Source organism: Roseovarius pacificus, assembly GCF_900142665.1.
In the GTDB taxonomy this organism is placed as follows: domain Bacteria; phylum Pseudomonadota; class Alphaproteobacteria; order Rhodobacterales; family Rhodobacteraceae; genus Roseovarius; species Roseovarius pacificus.
Map to the genome: position 1 here is coordinate 837,381 of NZ_FRBR01000001.1, position 26,987 is coordinate 864,367.

At 64.7% G+C, this 26,987-nt stretch carries 24 protein-coding genes; 13 read left to right on the forward strand and 11 right to left on the reverse strand.

The annotated features are described in order from the left end of the window. Positions 1-40 precede the first annotated feature (40 nt). The 7 genes from BUB53_RS04020 to BUB53_RS04050 all read left to right on the forward strand — a co-directional run bounded on the left by BUB53_RS04020 (position 41) and on the right by BUB53_RS04050 (position 8,494). Positions 41-904, forward strand: a complete 864-nt coding sequence (locus BUB53_RS04020; protein ID WP_268238398.1) for a LysR family transcriptional regulator — start codon at positions 41-43, stop codon at positions 902-904. 110 nt (positions 905-1,014) lie between these two features. After that, the gene (locus BUB53_RS04025) at positions 1,015-2,466 is read left to right on the forward strand and encodes an aldehyde dehydrogenase family protein (protein ID WP_073032973.1); all 1,452 of its coding nucleotides are present in this window, start codon (positions 1,015-1,017) and stop codon (positions 2,464-2,466) included. Between the two features lie 5 nt (positions 2,467-2,471). Next, the gene (locus tag BUB53_RS04030; protein WP_073032975.1) at positions 2,472-3,467 is read left to right on the forward strand and encodes a membrane dipeptidase; all 996 of its coding nucleotides are present in this window, start codon (positions 2,472-2,474) and stop codon (positions 3,465-3,467) included. Positions 3,468-3,512: 45 nt separating this feature from the next. Then, positions 3,513-5,072, forward strand: coding sequence for a BCCT family transporter (locus BUB53_RS04035; RefSeq protein WP_073032977.1), 1,560 nt, complete (start codon positions 3,513-3,515; stop codon positions 5,070-5,072). 69 nt (positions 5,073-5,141) lie between these two features. Beyond that, on the forward strand, positions 5,142-6,836 hold the full coding sequence (locus BUB53_RS04040) for a hypothetical protein (protein ID WP_073032979.1): 1,695 nt from the start codon (positions 5,142-5,144) through the stop codon (positions 6,834-6,836). Further along, on the forward strand, positions 6,833-7,489 hold the full coding sequence (locus BUB53_RS04045) for a DUF3726 domain-containing protein (RefSeq protein ID WP_073032981.1): 657 nt from the start codon (positions 6,833-6,835) through the stop codon (positions 7,487-7,489). Before BUB53_RS04040 ends, BUB53_RS04045 begins: the two co-directional genes overlap by 4 nt. A gap of 147 nt (positions 7,490-7,636) precedes the next feature. Then, positions 7,637-8,494, forward strand: a complete 858-nt coding sequence (locus BUB53_RS04050) for a DUF2189 domain-containing protein (protein ID WP_073032983.1) — start codon at positions 7,637-7,639, stop codon at positions 8,492-8,494. A gap of 25 nt (positions 8,495-8,519) precedes the next feature. Here BUB53_RS04050 and BUB53_RS04055 read toward each other — a convergent pair whose 3' ends face one another. Beyond that, the gene (locus BUB53_RS04055) at positions 8,520-9,491 is read right to left on the reverse strand and encodes an MBL fold metallo-hydrolase (protein ID WP_073032985.1); all 972 of its coding nucleotides are present in this window, start codon (positions 9,489-9,491) and stop codon (positions 8,520-8,522) included. A 192-nt stretch (positions 9,492-9,683) separates the two neighbouring features. On the opposite strand from BUB53_RS04055, the gene BUB53_RS04060 reads away from it, so the two are divergent. Next, on the forward strand, positions 9,684-10,754 hold the full coding sequence (locus BUB53_RS04060) for a phosphatase PAP2 family protein (RefSeq protein WP_084728855.1): 1,071 nt from the start codon (positions 9,684-9,686) through the stop codon (positions 10,752-10,754). A 2-nt stretch (positions 10,755-10,756) separates the two neighbouring features. Here BUB53_RS04060 and BUB53_RS04065 read toward each other — a convergent pair whose 3' ends face one another. Then, on the reverse strand, positions 10,757-11,032 hold the full coding sequence (locus BUB53_RS04065) for an MBL fold metallo-hydrolase (RefSeq protein ID WP_073032987.1): 276 nt from the start codon (positions 11,030-11,032) through the stop codon (positions 10,757-10,759). A 103-nt stretch (positions 11,033-11,135) separates the two neighbouring features. Here BUB53_RS04065 and BUB53_RS04070 point away from each other — a divergent pair, with 103 nt between their 5' ends. Then, positions 11,136-12,188 (forward strand): phosphatase PAP2 family protein, encoded by a 1,053-nt coding sequence (locus BUB53_RS04070; RefSeq protein WP_073032989.1) that lies wholly within the window; start codon positions 11,136-11,138, stop codon positions 12,186-12,188. 3 nt (positions 12,189-12,191) lie between these two features. On the opposite strand, the gene BUB53_RS04075 is transcribed toward BUB53_RS04070, so the two are convergent. After that, a complete protein-coding gene (locus BUB53_RS04075; RefSeq protein WP_073032991.1) occupies positions 12,192-12,779 on the reverse strand; it encodes a riboflavin synthase in 588 nt (195 codons plus the stop codon). A gap of 150 nt (positions 12,780-12,929) precedes the next feature. Here BUB53_RS04075 and BUB53_RS04080 point away from each other — a divergent pair, with 150 nt between their 5' ends. The 3 genes from BUB53_RS04080 to BUB53_RS04090 all read left to right on the forward strand — a co-directional run bounded on the left by BUB53_RS04080 (position 12,930) and on the right by BUB53_RS04090 (position 17,504). Continuing rightward, positions 12,930-14,213, forward strand: coding sequence for a capsule biosynthesis protein (locus BUB53_RS04080; RefSeq protein ID WP_073032993.1), 1,284 nt, complete (start codon positions 12,930-12,932; stop codon positions 14,211-14,213). 97 nt (positions 14,214-14,310) lie between these two features. Continuing rightward, the gene (locus tag BUB53_RS04085; RefSeq protein WP_073032995.1) at positions 14,311-15,459 is read left to right on the forward strand and encodes a polysaccharide biosynthesis/export family protein; all 1,149 of its coding nucleotides are present in this window, start codon (positions 14,311-14,313) and stop codon (positions 15,457-15,459) included. Continuing rightward, complete coding sequence (locus BUB53_RS04090) at positions 15,459-17,504, forward strand: capsular polysaccharide biosynthesis protein (RefSeq protein ID WP_073032997.1); 2,046 nt, start codon at positions 15,459-15,461, stop codon at positions 17,502-17,504. The genes BUB53_RS04085 and BUB53_RS04090 overlap by 1 nt, the downstream gene beginning before the upstream one ends. A gap of 10 nt (positions 17,505-17,514) precedes the next feature. Here BUB53_RS04090 and BUB53_RS04095 read toward each other — a convergent pair whose 3' ends face one another. The 3 genes from BUB53_RS04095 to BUB53_RS04105 all read right to left on the reverse strand — a co-directional run bounded on the left by BUB53_RS04095 (position 17,515) and on the right by BUB53_RS04105 (position 20,401). After that, on the reverse strand, positions 17,515-18,837 hold the full coding sequence (locus BUB53_RS04095; protein ID WP_073032999.1) for a TRAP transporter large permease: 1,323 nt from the start codon (positions 18,835-18,837) through the stop codon (positions 17,515-17,517). Beyond that, positions 18,830-19,318, reverse strand: coding sequence for a TRAP transporter small permease (locus BUB53_RS04100; RefSeq protein ID WP_073033001.1), 489 nt, complete (start codon positions 19,316-19,318; stop codon positions 18,830-18,832). The genes BUB53_RS04095 and BUB53_RS04100 overlap by 8 nt, the downstream gene beginning before the upstream one ends. A gap of 78 nt (positions 19,319-19,396) precedes the next feature. Beyond that, positions 19,397-20,401: a DctP family TRAP transporter solute-binding subunit gene (locus BUB53_RS04105; RefSeq protein ID WP_073033003.1), complete on the reverse strand. Its 1,005-nt coding sequence runs from the start codon at positions 20,399-20,401 to the stop codon at positions 19,397-19,399. A gap of 189 nt (positions 20,402-20,590) precedes the next feature. Between BUB53_RS04105 and BUB53_RS04110 the strand changes: the two genes are divergently transcribed. Beyond that, positions 20,591-21,409, forward strand: a complete 819-nt coding sequence (locus BUB53_RS04110; RefSeq protein ID WP_073033005.1) for an IclR family transcriptional regulator — start codon at positions 20,591-20,593, stop codon at positions 21,407-21,409. 20 nt (positions 21,410-21,429) lie between these two features. On the opposite strand, the gene ribD is transcribed toward BUB53_RS04110, so the two are convergent. The 5 genes from ribD to rpoD form a co-directional block, all read right to left on the reverse strand. Then, positions 21,430-22,500, reverse strand: a complete 1,071-nt coding sequence (ribD, locus tag BUB53_RS04115) for a bifunctional diaminohydroxyphosphoribosylaminopyrimidine deaminase/5-amino-6-(5-phosphoribosylamino)uracil reductase RibD (protein WP_073033719.1) — start codon at positions 22,498-22,500, stop codon at positions 21,430-21,432. Positions 22,501-22,523: 23 nt separating this feature from the next. Then, positions 22,524-23,009 carry a transcriptional regulator NrdR gene (gene nrdR / locus BUB53_RS04120; RefSeq protein WP_073033007.1) on the reverse strand — a complete coding sequence of 162 codons (486 nt, stop codon included), beginning with the start codon at positions 23,007-23,009 and terminating at the stop codon, positions 22,524-22,526. Between the two features lie 265 nt (positions 23,010-23,274). Beyond that, positions 23,275-23,715 carry a hypothetical protein gene (locus BUB53_RS04125; RefSeq protein WP_073033010.1) on the reverse strand — a complete coding sequence of 147 codons (441 nt, stop codon included), beginning with the start codon at positions 23,713-23,715 and terminating at the stop codon, positions 23,275-23,277. Continuing rightward, positions 23,712-24,155 (reverse strand): secondary thiamine-phosphate synthase enzyme YjbQ, encoded by a 444-nt coding sequence (locus BUB53_RS04130; protein ID WP_073033012.1) that lies wholly within the window; start codon positions 24,153-24,155, stop codon positions 23,712-23,714. The genes BUB53_RS04125 and BUB53_RS04130 overlap by 4 nt, the downstream gene beginning before the upstream one ends. 786 nt (positions 24,156-24,941) lie before the next feature. Next, the gene (gene rpoD / locus BUB53_RS04135) at positions 24,942-26,939 is read right to left on the reverse strand and encodes an RNA polymerase sigma factor RpoD (RefSeq protein ID WP_073033014.1); all 1,998 of its coding nucleotides are present in this window, start codon (positions 26,937-26,939) and stop codon (positions 24,942-24,944) included. Between the last annotated feature and the right edge of the window lie 48 nt (positions 26,940-26,987).

Consider the following 26,987-nt stretch of genomic DNA (forward strand, 5'->3'; position numbering starts at 1 on the left):
CAGAAGTTAAAGGGTTCTGAAACTGGCGATTAAACTGGAAATGTTGCGCTGCTTCCGTGCCGTGGCAGAGCAAGGAAGCCTTGCCGATGCAGCCGAGATTCTGGGCCGCACACCATCGGCTGTATCGATGATGCTGCGCCAGTTCGAAGATCATGTCGGCGCGCCCCTGTTCGAAAGCACCCGCAAATCCCGCCTGACCCCGTTGGGCGAACTGATCCACGCCGAGGCGCGGCGCGAACTGGTGCATTTCGACCGTACCGTCGCCGCAATCACCGGCATGGCGCGGGCCGAACTGGGCCATGTCAGGCTGGCCGTCACGCCCTCGGTGGCGCAGGTCATCATGCCTCCGATCCTGCGCGACTACATGGCCAAGCACCCCGGCGTGAATGTCGACCTGCGCGACGGGGATTCGGCCACCATCCAACGCGATCTGACCGCCGAACGTGCCGATATCGCGCTGGCCACACTTGGCCCGATCCCCGGTTTCACCCGGCACCTGATCCTGACCGACCGGTTCGGCGTGGTCTGCCGGGCCGATCACCCGCTGGCGCGCGACTGGTCCGATCTGGGATGGACCGATCTTGCGGATGTGGACTTTATCGCCAATGGGCTATGCGATCATATCCGCGACGAAAGCTTTACCCCGATCCGCAATGGCGCGCGACTGAACGTCGCCAACACGGCCTCGCTCCTCAGCCTCGTGCGCGCCGGGGTCGGCGTGACACTGCTTCCCGAACTGGCCGTTCAGCCCGGCCAGGACGATCTGTGCTTCCTGCCGCTGATCGACAGTAGCGCAAGGCGCGAAATCTGGATGCTGACCCCGCCGGACGAGATGATGACTCCCGCCGCACGGGCGCTGGTTTCCGCGATCCGTTCGGCCGATCTGCGCGATCCGCAATCATAACTTCAATTTAACTGAATTAGAATTCAGAACATTGCGTTTGCCTGAAATGGCATCCCGTGCCCTTCTGTCGTGCATCAAGCTTGAACCGCGACTCAGCACGGGGCGACACCATGACCGACACCAAATTGAACTACATCGCCGGCGACTGGATCGCCGGCGGCAGCGAAATCGAAAACCGCAATCCCTCCGACCTCGGCGACCTGATCGGTCGCTTCGCGCAGGCCACCCCGGATCAGCTCGACACCGCGCTCGACGCCGCCAGCTCCGCCCAGGCCGAATGGGCCCGGTACGGGATGGAACGCAAGCAGGCCGTGCTGATGAACATCGGCAACGAGTTGATGGCCCGCGCCGAAGAACTCGGAACATTGCTGAGCCGCGAAGAGGGCAAGCCCTTCGCCGAGGGCAAGGGCGAAGTCTACCGCGCCGGGCAGTTCTTTACCTACTACGCCCATGAATGCCTGCGCCAACTGGGGGAAAACGCCGATTCCGTGCGCCCCGATATCGAGGTCGATGTGCGCCGCGAACCCGTGGGCACCGTGGCCGTGATCAGCCCGTGGAACTTCCCCACCGCCACCGCAAGCTGGAAAATCGCGCCCGCGCTGGCCTATGGCAACGCCGTGCTCTGGAAACCCGCCAACCTGACACCCGCCTCCGCCGTGGCCCTGACCGAAATCATCGCCCGTCAGGACATCCCCAAGGGCCTTTTCCAACTGGTGATGGGGGCGGGCCGCGACGTGGGGCAACGCCTTGTCGAAAGCCCCAGGGTGGATGCCATTTCCTTCACCGGCTCGGTCCCGGTCGGCAAGGGCATCGCCGCCGCCGCCATTCAGAACCTGACAAGGGTACAAATGGAAATGGGATCGAAAAACGCGCTCGCCGTGATGGACGATGCCGATCTCGACCTGGCCGTCACCCTGGCGCTTGGCGGCGCATTCGGCGGCACGGGTCAGAAATGCACCGCCTCGTCGCGCCTGATCGTTCATGACACCGTCCACGACGCCTTTGTTGAAAAGCTCGTGGCGGGGGTGCAGGCGATGAAGGTCGGCCATGCGCTGGCCGAGGGCACCCAGATGGGCCCGGTGGTCAGCGAACAGCAGCTTCGCGAAAACCTCGACTATGTCGAACTGGGCAAATCCGAAGGCGCCGAACTGGCCTGTGGCGGTACCCGCCTGAACATGGAGACCGAAGGCTATTACATGTCCCCCGGCGTGTTCCTGAACACCACCAACGCCATGCGCATCAACCGCGAGGAAATGTTCGCACCGCTGGCCGCCGTCATCAGGGTCGGCAGCTATGACGAGGCGCTGGCCACGGTCAACGACACCAATTTCGGCCTGACCTCCGGGATCGTCACGCGCGACCTCGCCCGCGCCACCCATTTCCGCCGCAACGCGCAAACAGGGGTCGTCACCGTCAACCTGCCCACGGCGGGCACCGATTACCACGTCCCCTTCGGCGGGCGCGGCGACAGTTCCTACGGGCCGCGCGAACAGGGCATTCACGCCCGCGACTTCTACACCACGGTGAAAACCGCCTACATCGCCGCCGGACGGCCGGAGTAATCGACATGACCTACCGCATCGATTGCCTGCAATACGCCAACTGGTCCGAAAAGATCTTCCGCCAGATGTGCGAGGGGGGCGTCGATGCGGTGCATGTCACCATCGCCTATCACGAGACCTTTCGCGAAACCGTCCTCAACATCGAGAAATGGAACCGCTGGTTCGAACAATACCCCGACCTGATCTTTCACGGGGAATGGGCCAGCGACGTGGCCCGCGCCCGCGAAACCGGGCGCACCGCGATCTTCTTCGGCTTCCAGAACCCCAGCCCGATAGAAGACGATATCGGCCTTGTCGAAGTACTCCACAAACTCGGCGCACGCTTCATGCAACTGAGCTACAACAACCAGTCCCTGCTGGCCACGGGCTGTTACGAGGCCGAAGACCCCGGCATCACCCGCATGGGCCGTCAGGTGATCCGGGAAATGAACCGCGTCGGCCTTGTGGTTGACATGAGCCACTCCGCCGACCGCTCGACCATCGAAGCGGCGGATATTTCCGAACGTCCCATCGCCGTTACCCATGCCAACCTGCATTCCTGGCACCCCGCCCTGCGCAACAAGCGCGACGACGTGATCCGCGCCGTGGTGGAAAACGGCGGCATGATGGGCTTTTCGCTCTATCCCCACCACCTCAGGGGCAAGAGCGACTGCACCCTGCAATCCTTCTGCGAGATGATCGCCACCGCCGCCGAGCGCTTCGGCGCGGATCATTTCGGCATCGGGTCGGACCTCTGCCAGGATCACCCCGACAGTATCGTCGAATGGATGCGCACGGGCCGCTGGAGCAAGGATATCGACTATGGCGAAGGTTCGGCCAGCGCGCCGGGCTTCCCGCCCCAGCCTGCGTGGTTCCGCGACAACCGCGATTTCGGAAACATCGAACAGGGCCTGCGACGCGTCGGCTTCAGCGACGCGGAGATCGCCGGGCTGATGGGCGGCAACTGGCACCGTTTCTTTGACGAGAATTTCACCCCGGCCAAGGCACAGCCGGACACGTAAAGGGCGAAAGCGCCCACCACAGGCCATTCGCAGGGAGACAAGAGAATGTCCGACACCACCAACACCCCGGAGGCCCCCACACAGGGGTTGCATCACATCAACAAACCGCTTTTCGCCGCCACCGGCGGCTTCATCGCGATCTTCTGCCTGATCGCGCTTTACGACCTCGACCTGCTGTCGGCCATGGTCGATGGCAGCTTTGCCTTCTCGGCGAAATATTTCGGCCTGTACTGGCAGCTGCTTCTGCTCGCGACCTTCCTGATCGGGCTGGTGCTGGTGGTGCTGCCCGGCAGCAAGGCCATCATGGGCAACCTTGCCGCACCGGAATTCCCGGTCTTCCAGTGGGGTGCCATGATCATGTGCACCCTTCTGGCCGGGGGTGGCGTGTTCTGGGCCGCTGGCGAGCCGATGGCGCATTTCCTGTCCAGCCCTCCCTATTTCGGGGCCGAGTCCGCCACACCGCAGGCCGTGAACCCCGCGCTGGCGCAAAGCTTCATGCATTGGGGGTTCCTCGCCTGGGCGATCCTCGGCGCGCTGACCACCATCATGCTGATGCACTACCACTATGAAAAAGGCCTGCCGCTGTCGCCGCGCACGCTGCTCTATCCGGTGTTCGGCGACAAGGCCATCAACGGCCCCATCGGCCTGATCGCCGATGCGTCCTGCATCATCGCCGTGGTGGCGGGCACCGTGGGCCCCATCGGATTTCTCGGCCTTCAGGTCAGCTACGGCCTGAACGCCCTGTTCGGCATCCCCGACAGCTTCGGCACGCAGGCCGCGGTGATCCTCGGGCTGGTGGCGATCTACACGATCTCGGCCATGACCGGCCTGTCGAGGGGCATCCAGCTTCTCAGCCGGTTCAACGTGATCCTGGCCGCCGCATTGCTGCTGTTCATTCTCGTGGCAGGCCCGACCGCATTCATTCTCAAGGGCTTTTTCGGTGGCTTCGCGACCTACCTCACCGATTTCTTCGGCATGGCGCTCTATCGCGGCGATGCGGGCCTCTTCGGCGAACCCGGCTGGCTAAGCTGGTGGACCGTATTCTTCTGGGGCTGGTTCCTCGGTTACGGGCCGCTCATGGCGATGTTCATCGCACGCATTTCGCGCGGGCGCTCGATCCGTTCGATCGTGATCATGCTTTCGATCGTCGCGCCCATCGTCACCGCCTTCTGGTTCACCATCGTCGGCGGCACCGGCATCAACTACGAACTGACCACCCCCGGCTCGGTCTCGGCGGCCTTCGAGGGCTTCAACCTGCCCGCCGCGCTTCTGGCCATCACCCAGCAACTGCCGATGGGCTTTCTGGTGTCGGTGCTGTTCCTGATCCTGACCACGGTTTTCGTCGCCACGACGGGCGACTCGATGACCTACGTGATCTCGGTCGCCATGTCGAACGAAGACCTGCCCGCCCTGCCCGTTCGCCTGTTCTGGGGCGTGGCCATGGGCATCATGGCGCTGATCCTGATCTACACCGGCTCGGGCGGGGTCGGCAAACTGCAAAGCTTCATCGTCGTTACCGCCGTGCCGGTGTCGCTGGTGCTGCTGCCGTCGCTCTGGGATGCGCTGCGCATCACGCTGGCCAAAGGCCGCGAGGCCAGGAACTGACGTCAGGATCGGGGCGGCCTTTGCGGGCCGCCCCGTTTTGTTTCAAACTGAGAGGATGGGAGGAGCCCGATGGAACAGACCCAAAGCAAAACGATCCCGCCGCGCGCCCCCAATGTGGTGATGACGCTGGCCCGCCTCGGCTCGTTCCATCAATCCCGCCTCAGCTTCATGCGTATCCTCCTGCGCCGGATGGAGGCCGAACAATGGACGTTTGAGCGCCCCGTTTTCGACATCGACGCACAGGGCATGGGCCGTGCCGTCTATACCGCCCACGGCCCCGAGCGCAGCTATTCCCTGGTGGCTTTCGCCAACGACCTGCCCCCCGAAAAACGCTCGGACCGGGTGATCGCCACCGAATGGGACGCCACCTTCACCCTGTTTGACGGCATCCCCACCCCCGCCGATCTGGACCGCCTGCAAGACAACGTGCCACAGCAGGAGGCGGGCCGCGTCACCGAGTCCGAGCTTTCGATCAGCCGCGCCAACCGCTCGGTGCGGCTGTGGGACTACGTGGTCGGCAAACTGGCGGCGGGCGAACAGCCCGATCGAACCACCGTCGAGAAGGTGGGCTACCTGATGCGCACCACCGCCGTCTACGGCTCGGGCAAGTTCGGCGCGGCGGATCGCGAAGACACCGCCGAACGCCCGGAATTTCAGGCCCCTTTCCAGATCGAGATGCTGTCGGTCTACCTGACGCGCGCCTTCGTGATGGATCTCGTCGAACACATGGCCCGGATGCGCGCCCCGGACACCGCCGTGCCGCTCGATCCCGACCTGCGCCGCCGCTTCGGCATCGGCAATTCCACCGGCCTCGGCATGGCCCCCTTCCTGCTGACGCACCCGGCGCTTCTCAACAACTGGATAGCCGCGCGCGAAGAGGCCCTTGCGCGCATCCGCTCGCTGCCCGCCGCGCATATGTCCGAGGTCGATATCTTCCGCAACTTCGCCCTGCGCGCCCGCCTGCACATGCAGGACTGGTATTCGGAACACCCCGTTCAGATCGCCAGGATCGACGCCCTGCGCGCGGATACCGCCAGGCTTCTGGCCCATCTCGATACCGCCGAGCTCAGCGCCGATCATCCGTGGAACCGCCTCTGGCTCTGGGCCGAGGACGCGCTGTCGCTCGAAGGGCAGGAACTGCTGGCCTCCCTGCTGATGGAGCCCTATCCCCATCTGGTTGACGGCCTGTCCGCCTGCATGGCGGCGGACGAAGCCGCCACCTGGCGCATCGACGGGGCCATGAGCACCGACCGCCTGCGCACCCTGACCCGGGACATCTACCGCTGGGCGCTCGACACCGACTGGACGGCCCCCGAAGCACAGGCCCGCGTCTGGTATACCTCCGAGGAAAAGCTGGAGCCCCGCCTCGGCGACCGGCACACAGACCCCGTCGAACCCTACGAACAGCCGCTCTGCCCGGGCCGCGATGCCGCGCGCATGTATGGAGACCTGACAGCCACCGGCGAAACCACCGTCGCGGGTTTCCTGATGCGTCACCCCGAACACCGCCATATCGTGCGCCGCGCCCAGATCGCCGCCCGCCTGCCCTATGCCGAAATCCGCGACAACACCATCGCCGCGACGGTTCTGCCCATCGACATGCTGCGCATGAAGCTCGCCTTTTTCGGGGCCTGCCACTTCGATCCCCGCTCGGATCGCTGGGTGCGCATCAACATGTACCAGCACGCGCCGTTTCCACACGAGTTGGGCGCCCGCTCGGGCGACGACTGGGCCTATCCCTTCCTGACCGGAGCCGCGTCATGACCTGGTCCCTGAACGAAATCGAAACCCTGTCCCGCAAGGCCGCCCGTGGCGCGGGCCTGAGTTGGGGACTGGCCGAAGAGGCGGGCAAGGCCGCTCGCTGGCTCAGCGCCGCCGGGCTGCCGGGGCCACAGGTGCTGGCCGAGCTGCTGATCCGCAACGACGGCGCGGATTACGAAACGCTCTGCCCGCTCGAACACAGCGAAGGGCACTGGATCGCGACAGGCGGCACGCTCTGCCCGCTGATCTCCGGTGCGACGCTTTGCGACAGCGCGGCGCGGCTCGCCTCGGGCGACGACCTGCATCTGGGCCGCACCGCCTGCCCGGTATTGCTGCTGCCCTATCTCGCCGCCGCCGTCGGCATGACCGGGACGCGCCTGACCGTGACCTGGAACGATGTCAGCATCACGCTGGACGCCGAGACGCATATCGGCCCGCACGACCCCGAAGCGCTGAACGCTGCCGTGGTCGACTCGGTGCACATCGCCCGCGCCGAAACCGGCGAACTGACGGCGCCTCTGACGCCGGGCAACCGTGGCGAGATGCCCCCCGAAACCGCCCGGCAACTCACCGCCTTCGCCCGGCGCACCTATGCACCCGCCACCTCGGAAAGCCGCCTGTCCGGGGCGGGCGCCGGCCTCACCGACAACGACTGACCCGAACGCGCAGTCCCGAAATCGTGAACCCGTTCCGGCGGCAGGCGTGTTATCCTCATGCCTGCGCGGGTCTTCCGCCGCTGCCCAAGTCCCGCCATTTGCCCGGCCCGAGCCATTGCTCGACCGGCCAGAAACAGGAGGGACCAAATGGTCAGGACAATCGGAAATCCACTGTCATGGGCCGCCCAGGGCCTTTCCAATGCCGGCCACGCTGTGGGCGATGCGACATCCGCACTGGGAAGCGAGGTCATCGAACCGCCCGAAGTACGCCAGATCACCCGCGACGACCTGCGCGCGGCGCTGCGCAAGGGCTATGCCGATTTCGCCCGCTTCCGCAGCGACGTGATGTTTCTCGTGCTGATCTATCCCGTGATCGGCATCTGCCTTGCCGTTCTGGCCTTCCATCAGGCCCTGCTGCCGATGCTGTTCCCGCTCGGCGCGGGTTTCCTGCTGCTTGGGCCTATCGCCGCCATCGGCCTCTATGAAATGAGCCGTCAGGGCGAGCAGCGCGAGGATGTCGGCTGGACGGCGGCGCTCTCGGTGCTTCGGGCGCGCAATATCGGCCCGGTCTTCGTGATGGGGGTCTACCTGCTGGGACTGTTCCTGCTGTGGATGCTTGCCGCGGTACTGATTTACAACTGGACGCTCGGCCCCGGCGCCCCCGCCAGCGCCACCGATTTCGCAATCGAGGTGCTCACCACCGGCCCCGGCTGGCTGATGGTCGGGCTCGGCATGGGCGTGGGCTTCGTCTTTGCCGCGCTGGTGCTGGTCGCCAGCCTGACGACCCTTCCCATGCTCATCGACCAGCGCGTCGGCCTGCCTGTCGCCGTCATGACCTCGGTCGCGGTCATGCGCAGGAACCCCGCCACCGTCGCCACCTGGGGGCTGATCGTGGCCACCCTCATGCTCTTGGGAACGCTGCCGTTTTTCCTCGGGCTGATCGTCGTGCTGCCGGTTCTGGGGCACGCCACATGGTATCTCTACCGCGCGGCAGTGCCCCGCTGATCCGGCCCCGCACAGGGCCGCACGCTCAGGTTTCGAACTGCCAGAGCGCGGGGATGAAGCGATACTGATCCCCGTCGCGCTGCACATGGCCCACGCCGGGGAACGGGAAGTGATAGCCCAGAACGGCGATCCCGTCCTCGGCGGCCATATCCAGCAGCCGCTTGCGGGTCGCCACCGTCTGATCGCCATCGGCATCGAACCCGTTATACCAGTCGGGATGGGCGAAATTCGTATAGGCATGGCTCATGGAATCGCCCAGCGCGATCAATGATTTGTCGCCGCTGTCCACCCGCAGGCTCATGTGCCCCGGCGTATGGCCCGGCGTGTCGATCATCGTCAGGCCCGGCACCACCTCGTGCCCGTCCTGCACCAGCGTCCATTCCGCACCGTCCACATTGATCGAATTGACCGCCCCCAGCACGAATTGCTGGTCTTCGGCGGGAACGCGATCCACCAGCCCGTCCTGCATCCAGTAGCCATGTTCGGCCTCGCCGAGCAGGTATTCGGCATCGGGCAGAAGCGCCTCGTCGAAATCGTCGCGAATGCCCCAGATATGATCGGGATGCGCATGGGTGATCACCACATGGGTGATCCCGAACGGGTCGATCCCGGCGGCATCCAGATTGCTCATCAGCCGCCCCGTGGTTTCCATGAACCGGTTGCCCGAGCCGACATCGACCAGCACCTTCGCATCGCCGATCTCGACATACAGATGGTTGGTATGCGAATAGCCCAGTTCGGGCGACAGGAAATGCCGCTTCAGAAAGGCCTGCACCTCGGCGGGATCGGCATTCACCCCCAGGCCGCTGGTCGGCAGGCGGAAAAACCCGTCCGACACGATGGTGATGCGCGCATCCCCCACCGAAAAACGGAAATGCGGCGGATTCTCGCCCTGCGGCACGCCCAGTTCCGCCCGCACGGCAGCCGGCATTGCAAAAGCGGGCGCCGCGGCGGCCATCTTCAGAAGATCGCGACGCGTCGGTTTCAGCACAGTCATGAATAGCCTCCCTTGGTTTCCGCCCAAGGATAGGGCGCGCTGACATTTACGCAATACGTTTCGTGAATATGATTTCCACCGAAATCCCGCGCCAACGCCCCTTAATCGCCAGAATTGCGTCCTACCCACGCCCAGAACCCCACTGATGTTGCCTGCAAGTGATCTACCGCGTGAGGCAGAAAGTCCCGGACCATGAGTGCAACGAGCTTTTACAACGATCAGGCCCGGACCTCACGATACCTCGGCCGGACTCGTATGCTGTGTCTGATCGTGGGTCTCTACATCCTCGCGGTCAGCGCGATCGGTCTGGTGGCCGGACACCCCCTGTCCACCCGTGCCATGGCCGGCCTGACGACCGTGGGCCTTACCCTGACACCGTCTTTCCTGCTGATCCTGTTTCTCTGGCATTTTGTATACCTTGCAATTGTCGTCCGCCCCCGACGCCCCATTCAACGCTTTGTTGGCGATCTCCGGCTCAACATAACGGACGGCGACAAAGTCCTGAACGGCACCCTTGCCTTGATCGCGATAGTGTTCTTTTTCAGCACCTTCAATTTCGCCAAGGACAAGATCACCTATTTCCAGCCCTTCGTCTGGGACAGCTATTTTGCCGATCTCGACCGCATCCTGCATTTTGGCCGGGCCCCGCATGAATGGCTTTATCCGCTGTTCGGCACACCGCTGGCCACCACGGCCCTGAACGCCGCCTACCATTTCTGGTTTTTCCTGATGTATTTTCTGGTGTTCATGGCCTGCTATGACCGCCACTCGCGCGCCCGGAGCACCGCGTTCCTGTTCGCCGTGGTGATCTGCTTCGTCTTCGGGGGCAACATTCTGGCCACGCTCCTATCCTCGGCGGGGCCGGTCTATTACCGGGAAATGGGGTTCGGGACGGATTACGTGCCCCTGATGGACATGCTCTACCGCTTCAACGAGGTCAGCCCCGTCTGGTCGCTGCGCGTGCAGGAAAGACTGCTCGAAGCGCATCACATGGGTGGCGCGATCAAGGGAATCTCGGCCATGCCCAGCATGCATGTGGCCACGACCGTGCTCATGACATGCTACCTGTTCACATGGCGCCGCTGGGCCGGCTGGCTGATGGTGGGCTTTACCGCGATCATCATGATCGGGTCGGTTCACCTTGCATGGCATTACGCGGTGGACGGGTATCTGGCCATCCCCGTCGCGCTGGGGTCGTGGTGGCTGGGCCAGAAACTGACCCGCCTTGTGAACGCTCCGTCCGAGCCCGTCAAAACCACCTGACCCTACAGCCTTTCGTGCAACCGCGCGACACAGCGCGCCGGCATATCCATCATCGTCAGGCGCGGCACCACCACATGCCGTCCTGTATCCAATGGCCATTTGGTCTCGCCGATCAGGTATTCGGCATCCGGCAGAAGCACCTCGTCCAAGTTGTCGCGAACACCCCGGATATGATCGGGATAGGCATGGGCGATACCGGGCGGGTCGATCGCCGCCGCATCCAGGTTGCTTATCAGCCACCCGGTGGCCCCATGAAACCGCACATCGGTATCGTGCACGCACCTTTGCCGCGAAATCGACCCATTCACGCCGATGCCCGGTCAAGATCGCCTGCCATACGCACCCCGTGTGACTGTTCGATTCTATATGCGGAGTCCGTGAATGGAACTTCAGGTCAATATTGCTACGGCATGGCAGGGCGTTGTGGTCCGGGCGTTCTGGCTCAACCGCGTCCTGCTGGGCCTCGCAGTACTGCATTTCCTGGCCGCTTTCGCCGTTTCCCGGTTCCTGGGTCAGCCGTTCTACTCGGCCATGGTGCCCCTGCTGCTGACCCTCTTCAAGTCGATGGTGCCGGTCTTCATCCTGATGCTCGGGATCGGACGACTGACCTGGATCGCCACCGTGATCCGGCCCGCCTATCCGCTGCGCCGCTTGTTCACCGATATCAAATCCATCCTCCTGGATGCCGAACGGCTTCTGAGCGGGATAATCGCTCTCGTCATCATCGGCTTCGTTGTCGGCACGGCCTCCTTCCTCAAGGACATGATCCCGCTGATCCGGCCCTTTTCCTGGGACCCCGCCTTCGCCCAGCTCGACCGGGTCCTCCATGGGGGCCAGGACGTATGGCGCCTGCTTGCACCCGTTCTCGCCACCCCGTTCGTGACAAGCGCACTCAACGCCGCCTATCACGCCTGGCTTCCTATACTTTACTTCTTGGTCTTCATTGCCGCCTTCGGACGTACCGACGCGCCCGGTCACCGCATGTTCCTGCTGTCGATGGTCATGGCCTGGATCGTCGCGGCCAACCTGCTGGCAACAACCTTTTCGTCGGTCGGCCCGGTCTACTACGCCGCCTTCGGCTTCGGCGACACGTTCAAACAGCAAATGCAGATGCTACACAGCCTGAACGAGATCAGTCCCGTCTGGGCGCTGCGCGTGCAGGACATGTTGCTGGACGGATACCAGACGGGCGGTAGCGTGCGCGGCATCTCGGCCATGCCCTCGATGCATGTGACCACCGCCACTCTCATGGCCTTCTATGGCTTCACCTTGTCCCGCCCGGTCGGCTGGGCACTGACCGCTTTCGCCGTAACGATCTTCCTGGGGTCGGTTCATCTTGCATGGCACTATGCCGTCGATGGCTATCTGGCCATCGCGCTGGCCGCGATCTTCTGGCGCCTGTCGCGGCGGCTCGTCATCCGCGACACGGCCTGACCGTCAGGCGAAATCCCTCAACCGCGCGACATAGCGCGCCAGCGTGTCGATTTCGAGATTCACCCGATCCCCCACCGCAACGCCGCCCCAGGTGGTGGCCTCCTTGGTGTGCGGGATGAAGTTGATCCCGAAATCGCACCCGTCCACCTCGTTCACCGTCAGCGATGTCCCGTTCAGCGCGACCGATCCCTTGGGCGCGATGAACCGCGCCAGCGTCTTTGGCGCGCGCAGGGTCACGCGGGTGCTGTCGCCCTCGTCGCGAATGGCCACCACCTCGGCCACACCGTCGACATGGCCCGACACGATATGCCCGCCCAGCTCGTCGCCCACCTTCAGCGCGCGTTCAAGATTGATGCGGCGCTCCCCGGTCCAGGCATCGAGGTTGGTTTTCGAAACGGTCTCGGCGCTGATATCCACGTCGAACCAGTCCGCGCCCTTGTCCACCACCGTCAGACACACCCCGTCGCAGGCAATAGAGGCCCCGATCTCGACGCTGTCCATGTCATAGGCGGTGCCGATCCGCGCCCGCAGATCGCCGCGCTTGTCCAACCGGCGCACGCGCCCGACATCGGTGATGATCCCTGTAAACATGGCTGACCTCCGGTTGCTCCCTGTCCGAGTTAGCCCCGCCACGCCCCCGTGACAAGGTATCGCCGCGCCCCGGACGGGACTTATTTTTGCCGGGAATATACGCTAACGGTAAGCAACGGGTAACGGTTTGACGCGTAAGGTGCGATTTCAATGACAGGCAGCGGGCGGACATTTCTGTTTTTGCAAGGGCCGCACGGGCCCTTTTTCCATCGGCTCGGGCGGATGCTCACGCGCGCCGGGGCCACCGTCTGGCGCGTGGGTTTCAATGCCGGGGACCGGGTGTTCTGGCCCGACCGGCGCAGCTATATCGCCTTTCAGGACACACCACAAAACTGGCCCGCCACCTTCGCCCGGCTGCTGGCCGACAAGGGCGTCACCGACCTCGTGCTGTACGGCGATACCCGACCCATCCACGCGCAGGCCGTGGAAATCGCCCGCAACGCGGGCCTGCGCATCCATGTCTATGAGGAAGGGTATCTGCGCCCCTACTGGGTCACCTATGAACGGGGCGGCTCGAACGGGCATTCGCGCCTGATGGGCATGACCGTGCCGGACATGCGCGAGGCGCTGGAAAACTCCGATATGGACACCGCCCTGCCCCCGGCCAGTTGGGGCGACATGCGCCAGCACGTCTTTTACGGCGCGCTCTATCACGGCTTCGTCCTGCTGCCGAACCGCCGCTACCGCAATTTCCGCCCCCACCGCGCCCTCGGCGTCGGCAAGGAATTCCAGCTGTACCTGCGCCGCCTGCTGCTGATGCCAGCCCAGGCCCTCGAACGGCGCCTCGCCACCCTGCGCGTGCGCCATGGCGGGTTCCCCTACCACCTCGCACTGCTGCAACTCGAACACGACTCCTCGTTTCAGGCGCATTCGCCCTTTTCCACGATGACCGAATTCCTCGAATGCGTGATCGAAGGCTTCGCCGCCGGTGCGCCGCCGCATCACCACCTCGTGGTCAAGGCCCATCCGCTCGAAGACGGGCGCGCCCCCATCCGGCGCGAGCTGCGCCGCCTGTCGCGCGCCCACGGCGTGCCCGACCGGGTGCATTACGTGCGCGGGGGCAAGCTGGCGCAACTGCTGGACGAGGCGCGCAGCGCCGTCACCGTCAATTCCACCGCCGGTCAGCAGGTGCTGTGGCGCGGCATCCCCCTGCGCACCTTCGGGGCCGCCGTCTATGCCAAGCCCGAATTCGTGTCGCAAAAACCCCTGCCCGAATTCTTCGCCGGGGCCGAACGCCCCGACCGGCGCGCCTATACCGATTACCGCCGCTTCCTTCTGGAAACCAGCCAGGTCGCGGGCGGGTTTTACTCGGCGCGCGGACGGCGGCAATTGCTGCGTCAGGCCGTCGATATGATGCTGGCCGGCGAAGACCCCTACGATGCCCTGCGTTCGGGCACCGCGGCACCGCGGCAACAGTTGCACATCGTGAACTGAGCGCGCCTGCGCGAACCGCTGGATTTTTCGACCGGATTCCGTTAGGTTGCGGGAAAAATACCGAGGCAGAACAATAACAGGTCGAGGAGACCGAACAGTGAAACCCCAAAACAGCGGATGGGCCAAACCCATCGCAGCATTTGTCGTTGTATCCCTGGTTGCGTCCTGTGGGGTATTGCCGCGCGTCGGCCCGAGCAAACGTGAAATCTATGCCGGTTCCGTGCAACGGGAGGGCGATGCCTTTATCGTCACCGTGAACGACCGCGTCACGCGCGCCACGGCCGTGCAACCGGCGCTCGGCTTTTCCGAAACCTTCCGCAATGCCGGGCGTCTCGGATCGGACACCATCCGCCCCGGCGACGTGCTGGGGCTGACCATCTGGGAAAACGTGGATGACGGCCTGTTGGCCGGGGAAACCGCCAATCAGACCGTTCTGCAAGAGGTGCAGGTCGATGGCTCGGGCTTCATCTTCGTCCCCTATGCCGGGCGCATCCGTGCCGCCGACAACACGCCCGACGGTATCCGCCGGATCATCACCTCCAAGCTCGACGAACAAACCCCCGACCCCCAGGTCGAGGTCCGCCGCCTCGCCGGGGATGGCGCGACGGTTTCCATCGTCGGCTCCGTGAGCGGTCAGGGCGTCTACCCGATCGAACGGCCCACCCGCACGCTGTCGGCCATGCTGGCCGCCGCCGGGGGCATCGCAATCGAACCCGAAATCGCCCTGATCACCGTGATCCGCGGCAACCAGCGCAGCAAGGTCTGGTTCCAGGACCTGTACGAAGACCCCTCCTTCGATATCGCCCTGCGCGGCGGCGACCGCATCCTTGTCGAACAGGATACGCGCGCCTTCACCACGCTTGGCGCCACCGGCGCGCAGGCCCGCGTTCCGTTCAAGACCCAAACCCTCAGCGCGGTCGAGGCGCTGGCCCAGGTCGGCGGCCTCAACCCCAACGCCTCGGACCCCACGGGCGTTTTCGTGATGCGCAACGAACCGGCGGACATCGCCAATCAGGTGCTGGGCCGCAACGACCTTCAGGGCGCACAACGCATGGTCTATGTGCTGGACCTGACCAAGCCCAACGGCATGTTCATGGCGCGTGACTTCGCGATCCGCGACGATGACACGATCTACGTGACCGAAGCCCCCTTCGCCCAGTGGAGCAAGGTGATCTCGGCCCTGACCGGCACGCTTGGCGCGGTCAGTTCCGCCGCCACCTCGGCCGACGCCTTCAGCGGCAACTGATGCAGGCGCCTGTCGCGCCCGACCCCGCCGCGGAGCCCACCGGCCCGCGGCGGGTTTTCTATTTCAACGCCGGGTTCCTGCGCCAGCGCCGCCTGCGCCGCATCATGGACCTGGCCGGGTACAGCCTGCGCCTTGGCCGTCCCGGCGCGGACGACCTGATCGCCGTCTGGGGCCGCAGCCCCTATGCCCATCGCGGCGAACACATGGCCGAACGCAGCGGCGCGGGCCTGATCCGTCTCGAGGACGCGTTCCTGCGCTCCTTGCATCCGGGCCGCTCCGGAGAGCCACCGCTGGGCCTGCTGATCGACCGCACCGGCGTGCATTTCGACAGCTCCGCCCCCTCCGATCTGGAAACCCTGCTGGCCACCCATCCGCTGGACGACACACCGCTGATGGACCGTGCCCGCGCCGCCATCGCCCGCCTGCAAGAATCGCATCTGAGCAAGTACAACGCCTTCAACCCGGCCATGCCCTGCCCCGATCCGGGCTATGTTCTGGTGATCGACCAGACCCGCGGCGATGCCTCCGTCGCCCACGGCGCGGCGGATGCCAACAGCTTCCGCGAGATGCTGTATTACGCGCAGGAGGAACACCCCGGCGCACGTATCCTGATCAAGACCCACCCCGAAACCGTGGCGGGCCACCGGCAGGGCTATTTCACCGCCTCGGACGAAACCGAACGAGTGTCCCTGTTCAGCGATCCGGTCAGCCCCTGGGCGCTGCTCGACGGCGCGGTGGGGGTCTATACCGTCAGTTCGCAACTGGGGTTCGAGGCGATCTTTGCCGGGCACCGCCCCCGCGTCTTCGGCCAGCCCTTCTATGCCGGCTGGGGCCTGACCGAGGATCGCAATCCCAAACCCCTGCCGCGCCGGGGCCGCCAACTCAGCCGCGCACAGCTCTTCGCCGCCGCGATGATCCTTTACCCTACATGGTACGATCCCTACCGGGACAGGCTGTGCCAGATCGAACAGGTCATCGACACGCTCACCGCCCAAAGCCGCGCCTGGCGCGAGGATCGCACCGGCTGGGTCGCCTCGGGCATGCGCCTGTGGAAACGCAAACCGCTGCAAGGGGTCTTCGGCCAGTCCGGCAAACCCGTATGTTTTCGCGCCACCCCCCAAGCCGCAACCGACCTGGCCACCCGCACCGGCCGCCGCCGCATGATCTGGGCCAGCCATGCCACGCCGGACGACGACGCCACCCGTGTCGAAGACGGCTTCCTGCGCTCGCGCGGTCTGGGGGCCGAGCTGGTGCCGCCGCTGTCGCTGGTCTGCGACGATCTGGGCATCTACTACGATCCCACACGCCCCAGCCGCCTTGAACACCTGATCGCACAGCGCGCCGCCCTGCGCCCCGATCAGCACCGCCGCGCCACGGCCCTGATCGCCACGCTGACAGGGGCGGGGCTCAGCAAATACAACCTCGGCGGCGCCACCCCCGCGCTGCCTGACGGCCATCGCATCCTCGTCCCCGGTCAGGTCGAAAACGACGCCTCGATCCGCCTCGGCGCGGGCGAGATCGCGACCAATCTCGCGCTTCTGCAAAAGGTGCGCGCCGAACATCCCGGCGCTGTGATCCTCTACAAACCCCACCCCGATGTCGAAGCCGGGCTGCGCCCCGGCGCGATCCCGCCCGAGGCCCTGCACGGACTCGCCGACATGGTGCTGCCCGGCACCGATCCCGCGCATCTTTTAGGCGAGGTGCAGGAGGTCTGGACCATGACCTCGCTCATGGGGTTCGAGGCGCTCTTGCGCGGGCTGCCCGTCACCACCACCGGCGCGCCCTTCTATGCCGGCTGGGGCCTGACGCGCGATCTGGGGGACCCCCCGGCCCGCCGCGCCGCCCGTCCCACGCTGGCCGGTCTGGTCCATGCCACGCTGATCGACTACCCGCGCTACCGCGATCCGCTCACCGGACAGCCCTGCCCGGTCGAGATCGTGGCCGACCGTCTGGCCAAGGGCACCCTGCCCCGGCGCGGCCCCGCAAACCGGGCCTTGTCGAAACTTCAGGGGGTTTTCGCCAGCCAGTCCTGGCTCTGGCGCTGAGATCGGCCCCTTACTGCGGCTGCCCCAGCAGAACCAAGGACAGCTGCGGATAAAGCCCGATCACCGCCAGCCCCAGCAAGCACACCACCAGAAACGGCAAGGCACCGCGCGCCACCTTTTCGATGGACATGCGCGTCACGTTCGCCGCGACATAGAGGTTGATACCCACCGGCGGCGTGATCAGCCCGATGGCAAGGTTCACCATCACCAGCACCCCGAACCAGACAGGGTCCCACCCCAGTTCCCGCACCACCGGCAGGAAGATCGGCAGGGAAATGAACATCACCGTCACCGCATCCATGAACATGCCCGCGACAAGCAGGATCAGCATGATCACCAGAAGGATCACCATCTCGTTCCCGCTCAGCCCCAGCAGCGCGCCGGAATAAGTGCCGATCAGGTCCTCGACCGTCACCACCCAGCCGAACAGGCTGGCATAGGCCACGACCAGCATCACCGTGGCCGAGGATGCCGCCGCGTCCGTCAGGCTGTCGTAAAGGCCCCGTATCGTCAGCGTGCCATAGGCCAGCCACCCCACCGCCAGCGCATAGACCGTGGCCACCAGCGCCGCCTCGGTCGGGGTGAAAACGCCCGAATAGATACCGCCCAAAATCACCACCGGGGTCATCAGCCCCCAGAAACTGTCCTTGAACGAAATCCACAACCGAACCGGATAGGGTTTGTCGGCATGCGGCATCGGAAACAACGCATCCAGCGCCTCGGTCCCGCGCGCCTTGGCAAACGGCAGCGTCAGCAGCATCATCACGCCCATGAACAGGCCGGGCAGGATCGCCGCCAGAAACAGCCTGGAAATCGAGGTTTCGGCAATGACGCCATAGATCACCAGCCCGATCGACGGCGGGATCACGATGGACAGCGCCGCCCCGGCACAGACAAGCCCCGCCGCATAGGCGCGCGAATACCCGTCCTCTTCCATCCCCTTGATGATCATCGGCCCGATGGCCGCAACCGAGGCCGGGCCCGATCCGCTGACCGCCCCCCAGAACAGGCAGACCACCGTACCCACGACGCCCATGCCGCCGGGCGTGCTGCCCACCAGCACCCGGAAGAACCGGATCATGCGTTCGGCGATCCCGAGCGACCCCATGAGCGTCCCGGCCAGAATGAAGAACGGAATCGCCAGAAGCGAGAATTTCGACACCCCGGTCGCGATCAGATCGCCCGCCAGTTCCAGACCGAACCCGATCTGCCACATGGCATACATCGCCGACAGGCCCAGCGAAAAGGCCACCGGAACCCGAAGGGCGATCAGGATGAAAAACAGGATGATCATCTCGGTGCCCGCGGGCACGGACGGAAACAGGTCAAACATCGGGAATAACCTCATCGTCCGGCGCGCCGCGCATGACATCGACCGCATGTTGGAGATACCGGATCAGGATCAGCCCGAAACCGAACGGCACCGCGATCTGGTAATACCACGCCGGAATGCCCAACCCGTAAGAGCGCATGCCGTTGCTGATCAGGTTGGCCACGGACTGCCACGAAAACCACGCCGACAGCGCCAGAAGGCTCAGCGACAGCACCAGGGACAGCAGAAAGACCGCACGTTGCAGCACCGGCGGCAACAGGTCGTGCACCAGCGTCACCGCCAGATGCTCGCCCCGCCGCGCGGCCACCGCAGCGCCGAACACCGTCAGCAACAAAAACCCGTTGGTCAGAAGTTCCTCGGTCACGGCCAGCGAATAATTCGTGCCGTATCGCACGACGACATTGGCAAACCCGAGAAAGGTCATGGACAGGAAAAGCACCGCACAGATGATCTTTTCCGCCTCGCGCAGAATGAAAGACATCACCCCTCCCGCCAATTGATTGAAGCCGTGCAAAAAGACGCGCCCGGATGATCCGGGCGCGCCTGGTTCAGGTCAGGCTCAGTTGGTCGCCGCGATCGCATCCTCGAAGGCCTTGACGATCTCGTCGCCGACCTTGGCCGCCCATTCGTCATAGGCGGGTTTGGTCGCGGTCTTGAAGGCCGCCAGTTCCTCGGCGGAGGGCTGATAGACTTCCATGCCCTTTTCCTCCAGGAACGCGATCCCGCTTTCGGTGGCCTCGCGCGAGATTTCACGCTGGTAGGTCATCGCCTCCTGCGCTGCCGCGCGCAGCTTTTCCTGCGTTTCGGCATCGTAGCTGTTCCATTTCTGCTCGCTGATGCCGACAAAGATCGGGTCATAGGAATAATGCCAGGTCGTCAGGTACTTCTGCACCTCGTAAACCTGCTGCGGAATGATCACCGCACCGATGGGGTTTTCCTGCCCGTCCACGACACCCTGTTGCAGGGCCGTCATCGTCTCGCCCCACTGCATCTGCTGGGGGTTCGCGCCAAGCGCATTCATCACGTCGATATACATCGGGCCGGCGACCCGCATGTTCAGGCCCTTCATGTCGTCGGGCGTTTTGATCGGGCGAATGTTGTTGGTGATCTCGCGGAACCCGTTCTCGCCCCATGCCAGAACGACAATTCCCTTTTCCCCGAGGATCTCGGCCAGAATCTCACCCGGCGCGCCCTGCGTGGTGGCATCGACCTGATCGTAGGTCGAATACATGTAAGGCAGCGAGAAAACCGCCATTTCAGGTACCAGGGGGGTCACGTTGATCGCCGAGGTCACCACAAGGTCCAGCGCGCCGCGCCCGACCATTTCCGCCTGGCGCATCTGGTCACCGCCCGAAAGCTGCGCGTTGGGGAACACACGCACGCTGATATCGCCGCCCGTGGCGTCCGAAATCAGTTCCGCGAATTTCTCGGCGCCCTTGTGCCATGTCGTCGTGTCGCCGGTATTATGCGACAGGCGCAGGGTTTCCGCAGCCGCACCGCCAACCATGAGACCGCCCGCCAGCATGCATGCCAGCGCGGATTTTCCGAAGTTCAAAATTGTCATGTAGTCCTCCCAAACTATCACCCCATGCCGGGTAAGATATGCACCGCAACAATCGGCACCCCGTGATCCATATAATGGAATATTATTTCCAACAAGAGAAATAAAACCTTGAAAAGTTTTCCTAAACCTCAAAGATATCAGGAAAATTGAAAAATCCACCAAACGCAGGGCACAAGGCTGGTCCACATAATGGAACACGACGGGATATCTCTCGACGCACCCAAGGCCGCCGGGGCCCAGACCGTGGACCGTGCGCTGGCCGTGCTCAGCGCCGTGGGCCGCCATTCGACCGACGGGGTCAGCCTTGCGGAACTGGTCGGGGAAACGGCGCTCAACAAACCCACCGTGCGGCGGCTTCTGCTGGCCCTGATGCGCGGCCGCATGGTCGAACAGAATGCCGGCACCCGCAGGTATTTCCTTGGCGAAGAGGCCTATATCCTCGGCACATTCGCGGCCCAGCGCCACGGAATTCTCGAACATTGCTCGCAATCCCTGACCCGTCTGGCCCGCGATACCGGCGATGCGGCCTTCGTCTCGGTCAGGCGCGGCCACTCGTCCCTGTGCCTGCACCGCGAAGAGGGCTCCTATCCCATTCGCACCCATGCGCTGACCACCGGCCAACTCCACCCCCTGGGGGTCGGCGCCGGCTCGCTGGCGATGCTGTCCGCCCTGCCCGACCCCGAGGTCGAGGCCGTGCTCGATGCCAACGCGGCCGTACTGGCCAGCGACTATCCCGAATTCTCTCAGGACGCGCTGCGCAAGCACATCGCCATAACCCGCGAAAACGGGTTCGCGCTCAATCCCGGCCTGATCTATCCCGATTCATGGGGTCTCGGCGTGGTGCTGCGCCGCTCGGACGGGGCCATCGCCGGAGCCCTGTCTCTGGCCGCTATCGAAAGCCGCATGCAGCCCGCGCGCCGCGCCGAACTGCTCGGCCAGTTGCAACGCCACGCCCGCACCATCGAAGACTCCCTTGCCCGGCTTTACGCCCCGCGCCTGGGAACGTGACCGGCCCGCCGTTCCGGCGATCAGTCCCGCAGCCAGCGATGCATCACGTCGCCACCCACCGCACGCGTCTCGGCCAGACGGAACCGATGCGCGGCCTCCAGCCGCTCCAGCCCCAGCGCGCCGATCCCCGGCAGGCCCTCGGCCCCGATGGCCAGCCCGGCGGTGAATCCCACCAGCTCGTCCACCAGCCCCGCCTGCAACAGCGATGCCGCCAATCCACCGCCGCCCTCGCAGAAAATCCGCGTCAGCCCGCAGTCGCCAAGGTTTTCCAGAACCGAGGCGATATCCAGTTGCTGCCCCACCAGATCGCAGGCGATCCGGCTCGCCCCGACACCGTCCCACGCCTCGGCCAGCACGTCATCGGGGTCCGGCCCGTGGCACAGCCATAGCGGCACCTCCTGCGCACTGCGCGCCAGTTGCGACATCAGCGGCAGGTCCAGCCGCCGCGACACGACCACCCGCACCGGCTGGCGCACCGCGCCATGTCCGCGCACCGTCAGCATCGGATCATCCGCCCGCGCCGTGCCCGCGCCTACCATCACCGCATCGTGACGCGCCCGCAGCCCATGCACCATGTGCCGCGCCGCCGGGCCGGTGATCCACTGGCTGTGCCCCGTCGCCGTGGCGATCCGCCCGTCGAACGAGGTGGCCAGTTTCAGCGTCAGATGCGGCCGCCCGCCGCTTTCGCGGCGCAGGAACCCGCCCAGATCGGCCATCGCCTGCTCGGCGCAGACACCTGTCGTCACCTCGATCCCCGCCGCGCGCAGCCGCTCGAACCCCTTGCCCGACACCCTTGGGTCGCTGTCCGGCACCGGCGCGACCACCCGCGCCACACCGGCCCCGATCAGGGCATCGGCGCAGGGCGGGGTCTCGCCGTGATGCGCACAGGGTTCAAGGCTGACATAAACCGTCGCGCCGCGCGCTGCCGCACCGGCCCGCGCCAGCGCCTGCGGCTCGGCATGGGGCCGCCCGCCCGGCGCGGTCCAGCCGCGCCCGACGATCCGCCCGTCCTTGACGATCACACAGCCCACCGCCGGGTTGGGCCAGCACTGGCCCTGCCCCCGCCGCCCCAGCGCCAGCGCCAGGGCCATGAAGCGGGCGTCGCCGGCGCCGCTCACTCGTCCGATTGCTTGGCTTCGGCGATCGCCTCGTCCGGGCGCAATTCGCTCACGAACTTGTCGAAATCGTCCGCCGCTTGGAAGTTCTTGTAGACGCTGGCAAAGCGCACATAGGCCACGGTGTCGATCCGCGCGAGGCTCTCCATCACGATCTCGCCCACGGTTTTCGACGGAATGTCCGTCTCGCCCATGCTTTCCAGCCGCCGCACGATGCCGGAAATCATCTGCTCGATCCGCTCCGGCTCGACCGGGCGTTTCTGCAAGGCGATCCGGATTGACCGCTCCAGCTTGTCACGGTCGAAATCCTCGCGCCGCCCATTGCTCTTGACCACCACCAGATCGCGCAACTGCACGCGCTCATAGGTGGTGAACCGCCCGCCGCAGGCCGGGCAGAAGCGCCGCCGCCTGATCGAAACATGATCCTCGGCGGGCCGTGAATCCTTTACCTGGGTATCGATATTTCCGCAAAACGGGCAGCGCATCGGCCGTTCCCCTTTTCTTCATCTGCCTCTCGGTCGTGGGTCTGAAAGCCCACTTATCCACAGGCACTATAGGACACCCTCTATCAATTGTGTAGGGGGGAAATGCAGCCCCCAGATCATGAGGCCACCGGCCTGAAAATCCGGCGAAAATCGTTCGATGCAGCACGCCCGACCCCATATATCCCGGCAGCCCCGAAACAGAACAACGCCAGGGGCGGGGTCGGGCGCGAACCGGATCGCAAGCGATCCGGGAAATCTCCGAAACCTAGTACACGTACTCCACCGTTCCCGCACGGCACCGCAAATGCGCGATCTCGCCAACACCGTCCCGGTGCACGACGATCCCGCCGAACAGCCCGTCGGGCGGCCCCGGCTCCACCGCGTCGATCTTGTCGATCCCGGCATAGACCTCATAGACCACATCATTGTTGCGCAGCCGCATCACCTCCCAGATGGTGCGCCCGATGCCCGGCCACGGCTCATGGTCGGCCCCCTCGCCAAACTGCAGGCTCAGCGCCAGTTCCGGCGCGCCGCCCTTGGGTCCGAACCGATAGTTCAGCCTCCGCTCGTTATGGCAGAGTTCCACCGCCTTGCCGCCCCCGGCGATATCGCAGCGCAGAAACAGCTCCTGCCCCACCGGGCAACCGGCCCGGACCGGCGCGGCCCACAGGCCCAGCACCGCGACAACTGCGCAAACCGCCCTCATGGCGGCCACTGCGGATTGTGGCTCTCCGAGATATGCGCGGCCACCTGCCGGCGATGCGGGGCATCGCGATGCTCAACCACGTAAATCCCCTGCCACTGGCCCAGCACGGGGCGGCCATGCGCCACCGGAATTTGCAGGCTGACCGGCAACAAGGCCGCCTTGATATGGGCCGGCATGTCATCGTGCCCTTCCAGCGTATGGGTCAGGTAAGACATCGACGGATCGTCGCCGCGCGGCACCAGACGGCTGAAATAGGCCATCAGATCGCGCCGCACATCCGGGTCGGCGTTTTCCTGTATCAGCAAACTGGCCGAGCTATGGCGGATGAACAGCGTCAGCAGCCCCTGCTGCACCTGCATCTGGCGCACCCAGCCAGTCACCTGATCGGTGATCTCATAGAGCGCCGCCCCCCGCGTCGGAATGGTGAAACTGGTTTGCATGACACTACGCTGCGCCAAAGCGCCCTCCGGCGCAAGGGGAACAACCCGGCCCGCCGCACGCCTCAGGCGAGGCGTGGCTTATCGCTCTTGCGTTGCGCCCGAAGCCGACCTTGCGGGCCGGGCCGGGCCCGCCCGGGGGGCGGTCGGGCGATGCCCGGCGGCGCGCAAAGCGCGCCTTGAGTCCGGGCAAGGGCAAGGTCCGGTATGTCCCGTATTGTTGCCATCGACACCATGTCCGACGATTGTTCGGATCGAGCGCATTGGAGCCTTTCTCCCAAGCGCGAAACAGCGGCCGCAGGCCGCCGCGCATCGCCGGGCCGCCCCCCGGCACGGCGATTTGTCTGATGTAAGCGCCACGCTCTGACCATTTCATGATTTGGCTACCATAAAGTGCCACTGCCCACAGGAAGGATCGCCGCACCGCGGCCCAGCGATACCCGGCTCTGCACCAGAAACGGTTAAGCGACCGCACAGACCGGGCGAAAAACCAGCCACACCCCACCCCCCCGCACGCCCTGTTCACGATTACCCACCGCGCGCCCTGTTTACCCGACCCTTCAAAAGCGCCCGCACCCCTGCCCCATCCGCCCGCCGGTTAACAACCCGCGCGCAGACTCCGCCCCCAAAACCCACCGAAACCGTCCATTGCGTCCATCATGGAGACACCTCCACCGGATCGCCCCGAGTTTCGTACAAAACCCGCGTACACTTCGTACGTTTTGTACGAAACGCGAACGAAAAAGGGCCGCGCCATGCGCGACCCTTTCAAACCGTCCGACGGCCCGGTTACTGATCCAGGAAACTCCGCAGCTTCCGGCTCCGGCTGGGGTGTTTCAGCTTGCGCAGCGCCTTGGCCTCGATCTGGCGGATACGTTCGCGGGTCACGCTGAACTGCTGGCCCACTTCCTCCAGCGTATGGTCGGTGTTCATCCCGATGCCAAAGCGCATCCGCAGCACCCGCTCCTCGCGCGGGGTCAGCGATGACAGAACCCGCGTCGTGGTTTCCTTGAGGTTGTCCTGAATGGCGCTGTCCAGCGGCAGGACCACGTTCTTGTCCTCGATGAAATCGCCAAGCTGGCTGTCTTCCTCGTCCCCGATGGGGGTCTCCAGCGAAATCGGTTCCTTGGCGATCTTCATCACCTTGCGAACCTTTTCCAGCGGCATTTGCAGCTTTTCGGCCAGTTCCTCGGGGGTGGGTTCGCGGCCGATCTCGTGCAGCATCTGGCGGCCCGTGCGCACCAGCTTGTTGATGGTCTCGATCATGTGCACCGGAATACGGATGGTGCGCGCCTGATCGGCAATCGAGCGGGTGATCGCCTGACGGATCCACCATGTCGCGTAGGTGCTGAACTTGTAGCCCCGGCGATACTCGAACTTGTCCACCGCCTTCATCAGGCCGATGTTACCTTCCTGAATGAGATCAAGGAATTGCAGGCCGCGGTTCGTGTATTTCTTGGCAATCGAAATCACCAGCCGCAGGTTGGCCTCGACCATTTCCTTCTTGGCCAGGCGGGCCTCTTTCTCGCCCTTCTGAACCTGCGCGACGATGCGACGGAATTCGCTGATATCGAGGCCCACATACTGGCCCACCTGCGCCATGTCGGCGCGCAGTTCGGCCACCTTTTCGGGGCTGCGCTCCATGAACATCTGCCAGCCGCGACCGGACTTTTGCGCCATATCCTCCAGCCAGTTGGGGTCCAGTTCGCGGCCCCGGTATTCGTCGATGAACTCGCGGCGGTTGATCCGGGCCTGATCGGCCAGCTTCACCATGGCGCTGTCGATCTGCATGATCCGGCGGTTGATGCCGTACAGCTGGTCGATCAGCGCCTCGATCCGGTTGTTGTGCAGGTGCAGCGAGTTCACCAGTTCCACGATTTCCGAGCGCAGCTTCTGATAGGTCGCTTCCTGCTTGTCGCTGAACGAGCCGTCCTCGTTCAGCGTGGCCGAAATGCGGCTGTCCTGCATTTCGCTCAGCATTTCATAATCGTCGGCGATCCGGTCCAGCGTTTCCAGAACGCGCGGCTTCAGCGCCGCCTCCATGGCCGCGAGGCTCATGTTGGCCTGTTCGTCGTCCTCGTCGTCGTCATCGTCCTTGGCGATGGGGTTGCCGTCGGCGTCCAGCTCGGGCTGGTCGTCGCCCTTGCCCTTGCTGCCCGGCGCGTTGGACACATTGGCCGCCTCGACAACCGGCTGCGCCTCGTCGTCCCCGTCCTCGCCCATCTGGTTGCCAAAGGTCGTCTCGAGGTCGATCACATCGCGCAGCAGGATGTCCTCGCCCAGAAGTTCGTCCCGCCAGATGGTGATCGCCTGGAAGGTCAGCGGGCTTTCGCACAGCCCCGCGATCATGGTGTTGCGCCCGGCCTCGATCCGCTTGGCGATGGCGATCTCGCCCTCGCGGCTCAGCAACTCGACGCTGCCCATCTCGCGCAGGTACATGCGCACCGGATCGTCGGTGCGATCCAGCTTCTCTTCCTTGCCCGAGCCGAGCGTCAGCTCGCCCCGGCGCCCCACTTCGGCAACCGCGGTGGATTTCTGCTCTTCCTCTTCGGCCTCGTCATCCTCGATGATGTTGATGCCCATCTCGCTGAGCATCGACATCACGTCCTCGATCTGCTCCGACGAGACCTGCTCGGGCGGCAGAACCTTGTTCAGCTGATCGTAAGTGATGAACCCCTTCTCACGCGCCTCCGCGATCATCTTCTTGACCGCAGCCTGGCTCATGTCCAGAGAAAGCTCTGTCTCCTGATCGTCGGGCTTCTGGTCTTCGTTATCCTTGGCGGCCATGAAGGTCTCCTGAGCAGTGGGCGGTCGGGCGATTCGCAATTCCGAATC